This is a genomic window from Planococcus soli (assembly GCF_016881065.1).
In the GTDB taxonomy this organism is placed as follows: Bacteria; Bacillota; Bacilli; order Bacillales_A; family Planococcaceae; genus Planococcus; species Planococcus soli.
In genome coordinates this window covers 71,117-85,136 of sequence record NZ_WXYN01000004.1, presented here as the reverse complement: position 1 = coordinate 85,136, position 14,020 = coordinate 71,117, and the positions used below count along the sequence as shown (strand labels likewise).

At 41.5% G+C, this 14,020-nt stretch carries 14 protein-coding genes, 1 pseudogene and 1 riboswitch; of the genes and pseudogenes, 6 read left to right on the top strand and 9 right to left on the bottom strand.

Annotation, left to right across the window (positions count from 1 at the left end; genetic code table 11):
• The first annotated feature begins 2 nt into the window (after nucleotides 1–2).
• Genes GJB59_RS01390 through GJB59_RS01380 form a run of 3 tightly spaced genes read left to right on the top strand, consistent with a single transcriptional unit; the run spans nucleotide 3 to nucleotide 2,480 of the window.
• Complete coding sequence (locus GJB59_RS01390; RefSeq protein ID WP_142828504.1) at nucleotides 3–875, top strand: NAD(P)-binding domain-containing protein; 873 nt, start codon at nucleotides 3–5, stop codon at nucleotides 873–875.
• 21 nt (nucleotides 876–896) lie between these two features.
• A complete protein-coding gene (locus GJB59_RS01385; protein WP_142828503.1) occupies nucleotides 897–2,237 on the top strand; it encodes a TRAP transporter large permease subunit in 1,341 nt (446 codons plus the stop codon).
• A 15-nt stretch (nucleotides 2,238–2,252) separates the two neighbouring features.
• On the top strand, nucleotides 2,253–2,480 hold the full coding sequence (locus GJB59_RS01380; protein ID WP_142828502.1) for a hypothetical protein: 228 nt from the start codon (nucleotides 2,253–2,255) through the stop codon (nucleotides 2,478–2,480).
• 306 nt (nucleotides 2,481–2,786) lie between these two features.
• On the opposite strand, the gene GJB59_RS01375 is transcribed toward GJB59_RS01380, so the two are convergent.
• From GJB59_RS01375 to GJB59_RS01345, 7 genes and pseudogenes are all read right to left on the bottom strand, one after another.
• Nucleotides 2,787–4,094 (bottom strand): LLM class flavin-dependent oxidoreductase, encoded by a 1,308-nt coding sequence (locus GJB59_RS01375; RefSeq protein WP_142828501.1) that lies wholly within the window; start codon nucleotides 4,092–4,094, stop codon nucleotides 2,787–2,789.
• A gap of 79 nt (nucleotides 4,095–4,173) precedes the next feature.
• Nucleotides 4,174–4,926 carry a 3-oxoacyl-ACP reductase gene (locus GJB59_RS01370; protein WP_142828500.1) on the bottom strand — a complete coding sequence of 251 codons (753 nt, stop codon included), beginning with the start codon at nucleotides 4,924–4,926 and terminating at the stop codon, nucleotides 4,174–4,176.
• Between the two features lie 133 nt (nucleotides 4,927–5,059).
• Nucleotides 5,060–5,548 carry an energy coupling factor transporter S component ThiW gene (thiW, locus tag GJB59_RS01365; protein WP_142828499.1) on the bottom strand — a complete coding sequence of 163 codons (489 nt, stop codon included), beginning with the start codon at nucleotides 5,546–5,548 and terminating at the stop codon, nucleotides 5,060–5,062.
• A 1-nt stretch (nucleotide 5,549) separates the two neighbouring features.
• Nucleotides 5,550–6,161: pseudogene (thiE, locus tag GJB59_RS01360) on the bottom strand (thiamine phosphate synthase).
• A gap of 19 nt (nucleotides 6,162–6,180) precedes the next feature.
• Nucleotides 6,181–7,011 (bottom strand): bifunctional hydroxymethylpyrimidine kinase/phosphomethylpyrimidine kinase, encoded by an 831-nt coding sequence (gene thiD, locus GJB59_RS01355; RefSeq protein ID WP_142828643.1) that lies wholly within the window; start codon nucleotides 7,009–7,011, stop codon nucleotides 6,181–6,183.
• Nucleotides 6,990–7,805, bottom strand: a complete 816-nt coding sequence (gene thiM, locus GJB59_RS01350) for a hydroxyethylthiazole kinase (protein WP_142828498.1) — start codon at nucleotides 7,803–7,805, stop codon at nucleotides 6,990–6,992. Before thiM ends, thiD begins: the two co-directional genes overlap by 22 nt.
• Nucleotides 7,795–7,956, bottom strand: coding sequence for a hypothetical protein (locus GJB59_RS01345; RefSeq protein WP_185960072.1), 162 nt, complete (start codon nucleotides 7,954–7,956; stop codon nucleotides 7,795–7,797). The genes thiM and GJB59_RS01345 overlap by 11 nt, the downstream gene beginning before the upstream one ends.
• Before the next feature lie 86 nt (nucleotides 7,957–8,042).
• Nucleotides 8,043–8,145, bottom strand: a riboswitch (TPP riboswitch).
• Nucleotides 8,146–8,228: 83 nt separating this feature from the next.
• Here GJB59_RS01345 and GJB59_RS01340 point away from each other — a divergent pair.
• A complete protein-coding gene (locus GJB59_RS01340) occupies nucleotides 8,229–8,555 on the top strand; it encodes a hypothetical protein (protein WP_142828497.1) in 327 nt (108 codons plus the stop codon).
• 126 nt (nucleotides 8,556–8,681) lie between these two features.
• Here GJB59_RS01340 and GJB59_RS19335 read toward each other — a convergent pair whose 3' ends face one another.
• Nucleotides 8,682–8,879 carry an IS3 family transposase gene (locus GJB59_RS19335; RefSeq protein WP_142828496.1) on the bottom strand — a complete coding sequence of 66 codons (198 nt, stop codon included), beginning with the start codon at nucleotides 8,877–8,879 and terminating at the stop codon, nucleotides 8,682–8,684.
• Between the two features lie 419 nt (nucleotides 8,880–9,298).
• Nucleotides 9,299–10,198, bottom strand: coding sequence for a LysR family transcriptional regulator (locus tag GJB59_RS01330; protein ID WP_142828641.1), 900 nt, complete (start codon nucleotides 10,196–10,198; stop codon nucleotides 9,299–9,301).
• A 389-nt stretch (nucleotides 10,199–10,587) separates the two neighbouring features.
• Here GJB59_RS01330 and GJB59_RS01325 point away from each other — a divergent pair, with 389 nt between their 5' ends.
• Nucleotides 10,588–11,703 (top strand): 5-methyltetrahydropteroyltriglutamate--homocysteine S-methyltransferase, encoded by a 1,116-nt coding sequence (locus tag GJB59_RS01325; RefSeq protein ID WP_142828495.1) that lies wholly within the window; start codon nucleotides 10,588–10,590, stop codon nucleotides 11,701–11,703.
• Between the two features lie 142 nt (nucleotides 11,704–11,845).
• Nucleotides 11,846–13,225: an MFS transporter gene (locus GJB59_RS01320; protein WP_142828494.1), complete on the top strand. Its 1,380-nt coding sequence runs from the start codon at nucleotides 11,846–11,848 to the stop codon at nucleotides 13,223–13,225.
• Nucleotides 13,226–14,020: the final 795 nt, after the last annotated feature.

Below are 14,020 nucleotides of genomic sequence, written 5' to 3'. Positions count from 1 at the left end.
AAATGAATATTGGTTTTATAGGATTTGGTGAGGTAGGATACGAAATGGCAAAAGGGTTCATTTCTCATGACAGCCGCCATAAAATATTTGTTTACGATCATTTATACGAAAAAATAGAGACGAAGAGTCGAGCCGAAGAAGCGCAGGCTACCCTTTTTGACAGCCCCTTAAAAGTGGCACAACAAGAACTGGATGTCTTATTTATAGCCGTTCCAGCCCCATATTCATATGATGCATGGAAGTCAGTTTGGTCCGCCTTAACCAGTACAACCATATATGTAGATCTTACAACGGCTTCTTCAGAAACCAAGAAACAAATCAGTGAAGAAATGACCGCCGAAAACAGACGATTTGTTGATGCTGCTATTATGGGACCATTAAAAGGAAACCAGCATAAAGTACCAATGATGATAAGCGGTATCGAATCGAAAAGTTTTATAAAGTTGGGCAAAGAATTGGATATGAATCTTGCATACGTCAGTGAGCTTGCAGGAGATGCCACGAACATCAAATTTATCCGAAGCATCTTCACGAAAGGCCTCTCCACCCTTCTTCATGAAGTGATGGAAATAGCAGAAAAACTGGAATTGGATGAGACGATTTTAGATTCCATTACCGCTACCATTGATAAAGAACCTTTTGAGAATGTAATCAATCGCTTGATTACAGGAAATGTACTCCATTCAGAAAGACGAGTAAAAGAAATGGAAAATGTGATCGCTTTTATGTTGGAAAACGGCGTAGAGCCTCAAATGACCAGAGCTACTCGCGATAAATTAATGAGTATATCCAATGCAGATCTAAAAGAAAAGTTTCATGGAAAAGCACCGACGCATTGGAAGCAAGTGATGCAGCTAATCAATCAAGGAGAATAATTATTCTAGGGAGGATTTTCAATGGGCATTATTGCTCTCGTTGTTTTTGTAAGCGTTTTAGTTTTTTGGAGAATTAAGTTAAGAAGGAACCTTGGAGAAGCTGCTTTAATCGGATTCTTAGCAATTGTTCCTTTGGGAGGATTAGAAGCGCCCTCCTTGTTTATGCAAGGAATTGGCTTTGCTTCCACGTTCTCTGTACTTTATGCTGCTATTGCTTTTGTATTCATGGCTTATGTGATTGATAAGTTTGGCATAGTAGAACGGCTTCTGGCTATTTTAAATTCGTTAGTGGGGCGACTTCCAGGAGCGCCAGCTATTATGGATGCAGTTGGCTCTTCTGTGATGGGGACATTATCTGGAGGAGATTCAGGAAATACAGCTGCAACGGGATCTATTACAGGTCCTTGGATGCTTCGAAATAAATGGAATAAAGAAATAGCAGCTACTGTTTTGGTAGGAAATGGAGGGATGGCATCAGCTTTGCCGCCTACTTCTTCCATGTTTATCATTCTTGGTTTTGCACCGGTAGCCGCCGCTATTACAACCGGTGAGTTTTTCATCGCTTTATTAATTGCCGGTGCATATCAATTTTTACATCGATTGATCATGATTGGTTATTTTGTTAAAAAGCAGAACATTAAAGCCTTTCCAGCAGAGTCATTAAATCCTTTAAGTGTTTCGTTAAAAGATGGATGGACTTCTATTCTCATTTATTTGGGTGCAATCGTTCCATTAGTTTTAACAATTGGACCTTTAAGTGATTTTATAGCCAGCGTGCCATCTTTAGGGGAGGAAGCTTTAGACAGCATTGATATAGTAGTTTGGATCCCTACTTTAATGATTGCAATCGCCTTTTTACTGGGTAGAAAATATGTGCCAACATCTGTATCAGGTTTGTTTGAATTTATAAAAAAAGCCATTCCTCGTTTTACAGTTATTGGAGCATTGATATTTTTTGCAGTTGCTTCAAGTGAAGTATTAACAGCTTTAGGTTTATCTGATAATATTGCACAGCTAATGGGTGCAGTTAACACCCCTAAATGGTTAACTCTTTTAATAATAGGTATAGGGGTTACAGCTATTGCAGGACCCTTGACGTCAACTGGAACACTGACCGCAGTAGGATTAGTCTCCTACGAAATACTGGCATCCAGCGGATTCTCCCCATTGATTTCCGCAGTAGTGGTCATGACTTTTGCTTCGACCTCGGCACAAATGCCTCCAGCTTCCGGATCGATATACATTGCTTCTGGAATTGTTGGAGCAAGACCTGAAAAGACATTTGTTATGTTGATAACCTATTATGCTTGCCCCGTTATTTTTATAGGCTGGTTAATAGGAATGGGAATATTACCAATTTAAGGAGGAACTATCAAAATGCAACTTCTACTGGAACGACTCTTTGTAATTTGTTTGCTGTCATCAATCTTATTGGGATTAATTATGGTAGGAGGCCAATTGATTGGCTTGCTCTTTGGAAATGGGGAGATGGTAGTCCAAAGCAGTGAATTATTGAAACAGCCGACCATTATTTTAGCAGCTATTTTTTCAGGGTTTGCTTTTATACTAGGTTATTTCCCAGACTATAAAGAAAAAGGTGAGTAAAATGAACCCTGAAGGAGGCAACTTTTAAAAAGTAGCCTCCTTCAGGGCTCAATACGTATAAGTAGCTTAATCATTCTATTATTTCTTCTACAGACTAACTTCCGATAACTGCTGATATGTAAACCATCCCTTATTAGAAAATTGCTTAGGCAAGTAAAAAAATGCAGTGAATGGCACTTAAAAATTTCGCTTGCCAAAGCACCTTTTTCTACTTGTTTCATTTTGCAGCAAAGCCCCTTTCATCCGATGGCTTGCCCCTTTAAAAACGACCTCCACCTCTAATTCAGTCACTTCAAACTACTACATTTACGTTAATCCTAAATGTTCGCGGAAAGTACGCCCTTCATATTGCTTTCTGAAGATGTTTCTTTTTTGCATTTCAGGAACAATGAGGTCAACGAAGTCCTCTAAACTGCCGGGTAAGGTAGGAGGCATAAGATTAAACCCGTCAGCTACACCCGCCTCAAGCCAAACCTCTATCTGATCAACAATTTCTTTGGGAGTTCCAATCAACGTGAAGTGTCCGCCGCCTGCATTAAGATATCCTAATAGTTCTTTTACTGTAGGTTGAGTATCGTTAATAATTTCTAGTATTGTTTCATATCTTCCAACTGGCCCCATAAATTCTTCTACTGGAGGTAAGGTAGGTACTTTTTTATCGATTTCCCAATTTGAACAATCTTGTTGAAGAAAGAAACTCAACCGTTTCAAAGCAGTTTCTACAGGTAATTTCTCATCTAATGCTGATTTTTTGGCAAGTGCTTCTTCATGGGTACGACCTACATACGTGACTAAGCCAGGGAATACTTTGATATATCGTTCGCAATCTTTGTTTTGCTTAACCTGTTCATCTAACTTTTTGTGGAACTTTTTTGCTTGGTTTAAGTTCCATGATACAGAATAGACTGCATCTGCATATTTCGAGGCTAATGCAATACCTTGCTTAGAGGCCCCTGCTTGCATTGCTACTGGTTTGCCTTGAGGGCTTTTTGGCGTTGTGGATGGCCCCTTTACTTTATAATAGGCACCCTTGTGGTTAACAGGTCGTATATTTACAGGATTAATCAACTGTCTTTCTGCTCGATCATATAGAAACTCCTTGCTGTCCCATGATAGAAATAACTTATTCATCAAAGCAGCAAATTCCTCAGCTTTTTCATATCGCTTGTCATGGGAAGGCAGTTCTTCCATACTATGATTTAATGCTTCCCCATCCGTCATTGAGGTAACAAGATTCCACCCAACACGTCCTTTAGTAATGTGATCTAGGCTTAACAACTGTCTTGAAGCAGTAAAAGGATTTGAAAAGGTGCTGGAGATTGTTGAAACTAATCCCACATAATTTGTCACTTGAGAAATAGCTGTTAAACTGACCACTGGATCTAGCCAAAATGCTGGCATTTCATCCGAATCGTTAGCCGGGAATGAGTGATTGTCGGCAAAGAAAACCGCATCAAAGCAACCAGTTTCGGCTAACTGTGCTAAGGATTGGTAATAAGCAATGTCCCCAATGCGTTCAATACTTGAATCAGGCATCAACCAAGCAGCTTGATGATGTCCACATCCATATAGCAAAACACCTAAGTGTAGTTGTTTCCCTTGCATTTCTTCCATTCGTTACACCTCTACGTATGTCATGAATAACTGATTAAAGTGTTCTTTTTCAAAAAATTATTTATTGTAATTTAGATTATTAGTTCATTGTCAACCCGCCGTCTATCGTTATATTCTGACCTGTGATGCCGTCAGCATTTTCTGAAGATAAATAAGCGACCATATTAGCTACATCTTCAGGAGTCGTTACTTTCTTCAATGGCGTTGATTGAGCAATTAAATCAAATACTTCTGGGGTTGTAACAGAACTCGCATCAGTCGTTTTTAATAAGCCACCTGAAACTACATTTGCTTTTATGCCGTATTTTCCTAGTTCAGAAGCGATATTACGTGTAAACCCAATTAATCCAGCTTTAGCTGTTGTATATTCGTGGTAAGGTACAACAGGATTTTGATATAAATTGGTGCCGATACTGATAATGCTTCCATTTTGTCGTTCAATATATTGAGGCATTACGCTTTGAACTACATTAAATGCTGCCTTCAAAGTACCATCCAGCTGTTTTTGATAATCTTCCCAAGTGAGTTCTGTAAAGGATTTCTGTTTGTTTGGATCAAATTTGAAGTCTACCAATGCGTTGTTGACTACGACATCTATTTGCCCAAAATATTCCGTTGCTTTCTTTACCATGGCTTCAACTTCTTTACGATTTGTGACATCAGCACGAATTGCAATAGCATTCTCTTTACCCAGCTCAGAAACAAGTTTTTCAGCGGCACCTTCGCTCTTATAGTAGTTGATCACCACTTTAAACCCTTGCTGTGCCAATTTCTTTACGATAGAGGCTCCCAAACCTCTACTACTACCTGTTACCAATACTGTTCTGTTCATCGTAACTCCTCCTCGTATAGTATTTTCAAGGTTCTTACGAACCGATTGTCACTTCATTGAATTTGACTAAATTAACATATCCCTATCTTTCTTTAATGCCCTTATGTTAATCCATCTACATTGTATGGGACTATCAATATAATAAATCCCGAACTTTACTTTTCTCCAATTTATAAACCAGCACGACACCCAGAATAGCGCCGCTAATACTTGAGACAAGGAATGGCGGCATGAAGAAAAATGCTGCAGTTTCGGTGCCCATCAACAATTTCGCATACGGAACGGCAATAAGAGAAGCGATGATGCCGGTGCCAATCATTTCACCCACTGCCGCAAAACCCACTTTTCCAGACATCTTGTACAAGAGCCCAGCTAGCAAGGCCCCGATCATTCCACCCGGAAAAGCCAATAATGAACCGGTGCCAGTCATCACACGCACGACACCTGTCACAAAAGCTATCGTAACTGCCGGGATTGGACCGAAGAACACAGCCGCTATGACGTTAAGTGCATGCTGGATCGGATAGGCACGCGCAATCCCTGCCGGAAAGGACACGACTGCGGAACCTGCGACTGCAAGTGCCACAAACATTGACATAATGACCAGCTTTTTTGTCTTCATTTTAACGCTCTCCTTTATAGGAATTACTGAAATGCGTTAATTCTATACCGACATCTTCAGCGGCCGCCAACGCCGAAATTACCGCTATACCTGTAGCTCCTGCTTGCCAGACAGCCCCGGCATTTTGAGGGGTAATCCCTCCGATGCCAAAAATCGGCATTGCTGGAAAATGGCTGCTGACTTTTTCGATTTCAGAAGTGCCTGCTGGTTGTTTGGAATCCGCTTTCGAACGCGTGCCGAAAATGGGTCCCATGCCAAAGTAATCCGCTCCCGCCTCAATGGCTATTTGAGCTTCATCCAGTGAATGCACAGAAACCCCCAAAATTTTTTCTTTGCCGATCAACGCTCTCACCTATCCGCATTCCAAATCTTCCTGGCCGATATGGACGCCGTCAGCCCCGATCGCTAGCGCCAGTTCCACATCGTCATTAATGAGGAATGGCACCTGATAAGCTGCGCACAAGGATTGGCAATCTTTCGCAAACTGCTGCAACTCCTGTCCTTGCAAAGCTCCTGCTCCTTTTTCTCGAAGCTGGAAATGAGTGATGCCGCCCTGCAAAGCCTTTTCCAATACTTCCAACGGATCTTTCTCACGAACATTGGCGGTACCCATAATGAAATAAAACGCGGGTTTATTGAACAAGATGGACCCTCCCTTTCTCTGGAAAACGCTGGAAAGCTGCATGGTTGGTCGGTCCATGGCCGGCGCCTATATGAAGCTGGTGGCTGAGCGCTGCCTGGATAAAACGTTTCGCCGTATGCAAAGCTTCCTGCATCGTTCTGCCCTTCGCCAATTCAGCTGTCAAAGCCGCAGAAAATGTACAGCCGGTACCGTGTGTCTGTTCCGTTTCAATCCACGGCGAACGCAAGATGAAAGTTTCACCGTTCTGATGAAGGTAATAATCCTCTGCAAAAGCAGAACTTTTTGCATGACCGCCTTTGATGACAACCGCTTCGGTTCCTGTCGCCAAAATTTTTTCAGCGGCTTTCTTCCTATCAGCGGCATTACGGATTTCCATGCCGCTCAGCATTTCAGCTTCTGGAATATTCGGCGTGAAAACCGCTGCCAATGGCAGTAATAATCCGCGCAATGCTTCCAGCGCATCTTCCTGAAGCAGCACAGCTCCGCCTTTTGCTATCATTACCGGATCCACGACAAGGTTTTTCCAGCCATACTTGCTGATGCCTTTCGCCGTTTCAGCAATGATTTCTGCATTGAAAAGCATCCCTGTCTTTAAGGCCGCCAGTTGAAAATCCGCTCCAATAGCATCAATCTGTCCTTTCACCGCTTCAACAGTCAAGGGATAAACTCCGTGAACTCCACAAGTATTCTGGGCAGTGACCGCTGTTATCGTCGAGGTGCCGAACACCCCTAACTCTTGAAAGGTCTTGATATCCGCTTGTATGCCCGCTCCGCCGCCAGAGTCCGAACCCGCTATCGTCAATACCTGTTTGATCGCCACCACAACTCTTCCCCTCCTTCTGTTTTGTGAAATTCGACTTCTGGTTCTTGTTGCTTCATAGTGAACAAAACATCCAAAAAGGCTTCCCGGAAACTGCCTGGACCTTTTGAAATTCCAGCTGCCTGTTCGCCGGCTGCACCATAAAAACGGAGAGCCTGTAAGGTCGCGGCTCCCGGGTTTTCCGGATCCATTGCGACAAAAGCAGCCGTTACGCTGCTGAGCAGACACCCCATGCCTGTCACAGATGCCATCATTGGATCCCCGCCTGAAATCTTTTGTACTTGGTAACCGTCTGTCACCATATCGGCTTCACCAGTCACTGCGGCAATCAAGCCGTATGTTCTTGCCATACGGTTCGCCAGCTCTTCGACATCGACATTGGCATGTCCCGCATCGACTCCTTTGGAGCTACCAGATGACACTCCAGCGATCGCCGCAATTTCGGCTGCATTGCAGCGCAGCACCTGGACATCAACCTCCGTTAAAATTTTCTCGACTGCAGCCTTCCGAAAAGCGGTCGCGCCTGCTCCGACAGGATCCAGAATGACGGGGATGCCTCGCTTATTCGCTTCTTTTCCGGCGAGGATCATGCTATCGAGCGTCTCCTTATTCAAAGTTCCGATATTCAGGGACAATGCCCCGGAAATGGCAACCAACTCCTCCACTTCTTCTTTCGCCTCACCCATAATTGGGGAAGCGCCGATTGCAAGCAGTCCGTTCGCCTGAAAATTAGAAACGACGTGATTGGTGATGCAATGGATGACCGGATTTTCTTTGCGTATTCTATTCAACATGCCAGACACCACCCTCTTCTTTTAAAACTGGCAATTGCCATCTCTTCATCATCGCTAAACTGCATGCTACAATTCTTTTGGCAACATGACATTCATCATCCGTCTCCACTAATTCTGCATTCACTTGCTGCATTTCTTCTGTAAATTCCATTTTCTCCATCCCCTTTCAGGCAAAATAAAATACCGCTTTCCAGTTAAGGAAAGCGGCAATAATACGCAAAGGAATAGAGAAATCCAGCATACTCTCGCCCACTTCCCTCCGCTGGTATGATCCAGATCAGGTTCAAAGGGTCCGAGCTTTGCTCGTCTCAGCCGGTAACCGGCTCCCCCAGTGGTGCATGTATTCAGTTGTTCCTCTAAAGACTATCACAATGTCTGAAAAATCACAAATATAGTTTTGGAATGGCGAAGGGGAGATTGCCGGTGTCATGCTCACCCAAAAACAATACGAAATCTTCAACAGATAATTCAAGCAGGCCACAAGGGATCAATCCCAAGGGATTTTCACGTTCAATTGTTGCACAAAATACGAAAAAAGACATGCTGGTCCAGGATGGCGAGGTCCATCATGCCAAACTGGATTGGGAGTTAATTAAAATTTTTGATGAGACAGGGAAATTGATTCAACAGTCCGGCTCAGTCTTACTCGCCATCGGATTCAATTCAACGCTTCCAGGGAAGGAGTGGTTAATCGCTGTTATAAAAACCCATCAATTAAAGTTTACATCTATTAACCTCTCCGGCCTATAGATTTCAAGTTTTCGTGCATCCCCCTTAAAACCTTAGATGTGCTTTGTTATATTCAAATTTATCCCTCTTCGTGGTAAGTGATTTATACAACTATTTTTGGCGTCATGCTATAGGACTCCAGCACATTCATGTAGAATTTTTTTCAGCTAATCGACTGACATGCGTCCGGTAGTGCACCGGGCTTATGCCGACCATTTTTTGTTTGAGGTGTTCGTTGTTGCAGTAGTTGAGGTACCGTTCAATCCTCTGTTTCAATCCTTTATACAAGGAAGCTTCTTTTCCGTAAGATATATTTTGTTTAAGCGGGCCAAAAGAATTCTCCATGATTTGAATAATAGCTTTTGAGAATAGAGTGGTATTTTGTCGACAACGATTTACTTTCAGAATTTTTCTCGACAAATGTTTTGATTTTATCGATCCGTCCATCGTTTATTCACTCTTTTACATCTCTACACCCAGTTAGTAGGTTGGAAGCTTAAGACGTTCCTTCGATTATGGGAATAAAACCTAATTATCCGAGATTCCTCAATACAGCTTGGGTTGGAGCCTAATTAGAAAACAAACCTGTCCATACTCTTTCGATAGACATTGATCAGGTTTCACTCCTCTTCTAACAGGCAATCCAAACACGTCAGCTCCAGAAAAGCAGCCGTTTCTTTTTCTAAGAGATCTGCATCATAACTGCTATCAGCTGTTGCAGACGAGATTTTTCTGATTGTTAGACCATCTCATTTTTTTAACATCTATTGGATGATCAGCTTCAATTCATCCAAATATACTTTTGCCATTCGACTCAATTGTGTTTTTTTGTGGACTACCCAACCCACTGTAATGATTTCCCCTTCTTCAAGCGGAACAGGCATGATGTTTGAGCCATTCAAATCCGAGCTTAAAATTCCCGTAGAAATTGTATAACCGTTCAATCCAATCAAAAGGTTAAACAATGTTGCCCGATCACTGACTTGGATACTTTTTTTACTGGAAATTGTACTAAAAATCTCTTCTGAATAGTAAAACGAATTAAACTCCCCTTGTTCAAAACTAAGGCGAGGGTAATCTTCTAAATCCGCTAAAGTAACAGCTGATTTTTCCGCCAAGGGGTTCAGTGAACTTACGAAAATATGAGGCTTGGCTGTAAAAAGTACATGAAAATCCAAACCTTCCTCTTTTAGCAGTTGCATCATGACTTTCTCATTAAAGCTGCTGACATACAGAATACCGATTTCACTACGCAGATTTTTTACATCTTCTATAATTTCATAGGTTCTTGTTTCTCTCATGGTGAATTGATATTCATCTTCTCCATACTTTTTAATCATTTCTACAAATGCATTTACAGCAAAAGCATAATGCTGGGTAGAGATTGAAAAAAGTTGCTGAGAAGGGGTGGTGTTGAAATAGCGACGCTCTAATAAATCAGCTTGTTCAATTACCTGTCTTGCATAGCCAAGAAACTCAGCTCCATCTGAAGAGAGTGAAATACCTGTAGATGTACGAGTGAAAATAGTTACCCCCAATTCCTTTTCAAGTTCTTTAATCGCTTTTGATAAAGTGGGTTGTGAAATGTATAATTTGCGGGCAGCTTCATTAATCGAACCACGCGCGACAACTTCTATGACATATCTTAACTGATGTAACTTCATTTTTGCTCCCTCGTTTTTCCTTTTTTGTATTTTCATTTTGTTATTCCATTCTTTGCCTAGCAAAAATTAAAATGAATGAAATACTTAAATACTATATAAATTTTATAATCTTCAACTGCTCTCCTAATAACCATGATGGGCGAACTTCATGAAGCTGAGCTTCATTCGCTTTCTTTTACAAAAGCAATTATACAGGAATAGATCCTTTGAGTTTAAAGCATCTGGATAAAGCGCAAACAATTTTTGTGTGAAGGTATGATCAGCGACGAGATAAACTAGATATAGCTTTTAGTTATAACGGTTGATTACTTTTATCAGTTACACTATACCCTTAAAATTATGATAGGATACTAAAAACAAAGAAAAAATAACTGAAATGAGGGCTTTTGATGCAAACAACACCTAATTCCAAACATAACTCAACCATTTTCCGAGCCGATCAAGTCGGCAGTCTTTTACGCTCGGACTTGCTCAAAAATGTTCGCTCACAGAGAGCTTCCGGGAAAATTTCTGCTGATCAATTGCGAAAATTTGAAGATGAAGAGATTGCCCGAATCGTTCTCAAGCAGAAAGAAACCGGCCTGCAGGCTGTGACGGATGGCGAGTTTCGGAGAGCCTGGTGGCATTTCGACTTTCTAGAAGGTTTGGTTGGAGTAGAAGGCTTTTGGACAGGGAGCGGAATTCAATTCCACCAAACGCAAACAAAATCCCGTGCCATTAAAGTATCAAGCAAATTAGGCTTTGATGCTCACCCGATGCTGGAAGATTATAAATACCTTCATCAAGTAGCTGGGGACCATGTCGCTAAATTCACCATTCCAAGTCCGAGTATGCTTCATTTTCGCGGTGAGGTTGATAAGGCAATCTATCCGGATGAGGCAGAATTCTTTGATGATTTAGCAAAAACCTATAAAAAAGCGTTGCAGACTTTTTATGAAGCAGGTTGCCGTTATCTGCAGCTTGATGATACCGCTTGGGCCTATCTCTGTTCAGAGGAGCAAAAAGAACAGCTCCGTGCTAAAGGGGTCAATCCTGATTATTTGATCAAAATGTATTTAGAGACATTAAACAAAGCGCTAGCAGACCGCCCCGCTGACTTGAAAGTGACCATGCACATATGCCGAGGGAATTTCCGCTCGACTTGGATTTCTTCTGGTGGATATGAGCCAGTAGCGGAGCAATTATTCGGACATCTGAATATTGATGGTTTCTTCTTGGAATATGACAATGACCGCGCAGGTGGATTCGAGCCGCTTCGTTTTGTTAATAGACCTGATTTGAACATTGTTCTTGGGCTGATAACATCTAAGTTCGGAGAACTTGAAAACAAAGACACCATTAAAAAACGAATTGAAGAAGCTTCCCAGTTCGTTGATCTTAGCCAACTTTGCCTGAGCCCTCAGTGTGGGTTTGCTTCTACTGAAGAAGGCAATTTACTGACAGAAGAACAACAATGGGCAAAACTTCAGCATGTGGTCGAAATCTCTGAAGAAGTATGGAAGTAAGATCAGGAGTTTCAACTTCTTCCTTGAGAATTTTTCTAGCCGGAGATTTCCATTAACTCCAGCTACCCTCGGGGGCTTAAACGCTGTTTGCGTAGCGAAAAGTGAACTCGCTACTTTAGAAATAGGATGGGGGGAAAGTGAGATGCGCATTGTTCAGACTACCCAGGTCGTAGCGGAAAGTAAGTTTAATAAATTCCATCTATTGGTGTTTCTTTGGTGTTTCTTTGCCATTGCTTTTGATGGGTTTGATATTGCTTTATATGGAATTGGATTGCCTTTAATGATGGAAGAATTTAACTTAACGCTTGTAGAGGCAGGAGCCATTGGCAGTTACACACTGATCGGAATGATGCTTGGTTCTTTCCTGCTGGGTTCGCTTTCAGATATTATCGGCCGAAAAAAAATATTGGCGATTTGCATGATTTTGTTCAGTGTATTTACCCTGTTGGCTGGGTTAGCCCCTAATTCACTTGTTTTTACCATCATGCGTTTTATTGCAGCGCTTGGAATGGGCGGATTAATGCCAGCTGTCATTGCCGTCATGACTGAGTATTCACCGAAAAAAAATCGGGCGATGATTGTGGCTGGAATGTTTTGTGGTTATTCAATCGGAGCAATTATCGCTTCACTTACAGGTATGTACCTAATAGAAGCTCTTGGATGGAGATTTTTGTATTGGCTGGGGATCATCCCGCTCATTACACTTCCCTTCTTTCTCAACCAATTTCCAGAATCCCTTTCCTATTACATCGTTCGGAATAAAGGCGAAAAAGTCGCGGGCGTTTTAAACAGAATTGATCCGGAGGGAAATTACCAAGCTACAGATGACTATGAATATAAGACTGTGAAAGAACGTGCAAAAGGGTTTCCTGCGAAAAAGCTATTTTCAGACAACCGTGCTGTCAGCACATTCGCTTTTTGGACGATGGTGTTTAGCGGCCTTGTCATGATCTATGGGCTGAATACATGGCTTCCAAAAATCATGCAAGGAGCTGGGTATGGCATCACTTCAAGTTTATCTTTTATCCTTATATTAGCGATTGGACAAATTGCCGGGTCTTTGCTGGGCGGTTATTTAGTGGACCGGGTAGGACACCGAAGAGTGCTTTTATCTATGTATTTCATGGGAGCTATTTGCTTCATTGCTCTTAGTGTAACGTCTGATCTTCTATTATTATATGTATTGGTTGCGATAGGCGGCGCATGTACAGGCGGCACGCAAAATCTGGTCAATCCATATATAGCTGAATTTTACCCCCAAGAAATCCGTTCAACAGGCTTAAGTGTATCGGTTGGGATAGGCCGACTTGGAGCAATTGCAGCGCCGTTATTGATCGGATATCTTTTGGCAACAAATTTGGAACCGCAGCACGCCTTTATGGCATTTGCCATACCAAGTCTGCTTGGAGGAATAGCCCTCTATTTAGTCCAGGAGCGATTTGGAAGCTTTAACAGTCTCATCAAGACATCAGCAGCTCCTAAAGATAAAGCACCCTATCAGGTAACAGACGGTTCCAGATAAAACGTAAAAAAGGATTCCTTCCCTTTATTGAAAAGAGCACCATTTAATGGACAGTTTACTAAAAGCAACCTACAGTTCATGCTGCGATGAGCTGACTTCGGTATTGTGATTCTATCCCTGTCAAGTAGGCATCCGTAATCAAGGTTACTGTTTATTAAGCAATCTTCAACCGCCTTGATGGCCCTAGTTTTCGCTGTAAATACCCGCCGGTAAATGAATCGGTTAGATGCAGCTAGAAATTATAAAAGACAAAATAATTTATCTAATAGTCATGTAAGAAAAAACCTTCACCTTAAGATTTTCTTTCTAAATTTCTACAAAAACAAGATTTTTATTTGTTCCAGATCCTTGCCTATACCCCTCATGTATCTTTTCTGCTTTTACAGGACTCTACTCACTTTTATTGTGCTGTGAAGGTTATTTTAGGCGCTGTATCTTTTGAGGGTCAGGTAAGGGCGCATAAAGTTGCTGCAGGTTGTTCCGCAGTATTTGTATATCCTTTAAGGGAAGTTTTTCATTTTCTTTTCTAATAGAAAAGACTACTTTCATTTTTATAATCGTATACCCGTTAGTGGATATACTTATTTACCGTTCCGTATTTTAAATAATAGATACATAAGTAATAACTTGTAATTAAAAAAACCGTTCGTAAAAGTACACTTACACGAACGAAAAAAGGAAGAGACTTTCTATGAAGTCTCTTCCCTACCGATAATCCCTCATATGTTAACCGATGTAATTATTCACAAAAACTACTTTTGAAATTGTTCTAACTGAACAGAAAATCAAAAATTC

Coding starts and splice junctions, on each gene's coding strand:
- GJB59_RS19335 (WP_142828496.1), bottom strand. CDS start 8,879: ATGGAGAATTCTTTTGGCCCGCTTAAACAAAATATATCTTACGGAAAA.
- GJB59_RS01380 (WP_142828502.1), top strand. CDS start 2,253: ATGCAACTTCTACTGGAACGACTCTTTGTAATTTGTTTGCTGTCATCA.
- GJB59_RS01385 (WP_142828503.1), top strand. CDS start 897: ATGGGCATTATTGCTCTCGTTGTTTTTGTAAGCGTTTTAGTTTTTTGG.
- thiW (WP_142828499.1), bottom strand. CDS start 5,548: ATGAAGACAAAAAAGCTGGTCATTATGTCAATGTTTGTGGCACTTGCA.
- GJB59_RS01325 (WP_142828495.1), top strand. CDS start 10,588: ATGCAAACAACACCTAATTCCAAACATAACTCAACCATTTTCCGAGCC.
- GJB59_RS01345 (WP_185960072.1), bottom strand. CDS start 7,956: ATGGAATTTACAGAAGAAATGCAGCAAGTGAATGCAGAATTAGTGGAG.
- thiM (WP_142828498.1), bottom strand. CDS start 7,805: ATGTTGAATAGAATACGCAAAGAAAATCCGGTCATCCATTGCATCACC.
- GJB59_RS01330 (WP_142828641.1), bottom strand. CDS start 10,198: ATGAAGTTACATCAGTTAAGATATGTCATAGAAGTTGTCGCGCGTGGT.
- GJB59_RS01390 (WP_142828504.1), top strand. CDS start 3: ATGAATATTGGTTTTATAGGATTTGGTGAGGTAGGATACGAAATGGCA.
- GJB59_RS01375 (WP_142828501.1), bottom strand. CDS start 4,094: ATGGAAGAAATGCAAGGGAAACAACTACACTTAGGTGTTTTGCTATAT.
- GJB59_RS01370 (WP_142828500.1), bottom strand. CDS start 4,926: ATGAACAGAACAGTATTGGTAACAGGTAGTAGTAGAGGTTTGGGAGCC.
- GJB59_RS01320 (WP_142828494.1), top strand. CDS start 11,846: ATGCGCATTGTTCAGACTACCCAGGTCGTAGCGGAAAGTAAGTTTAAT.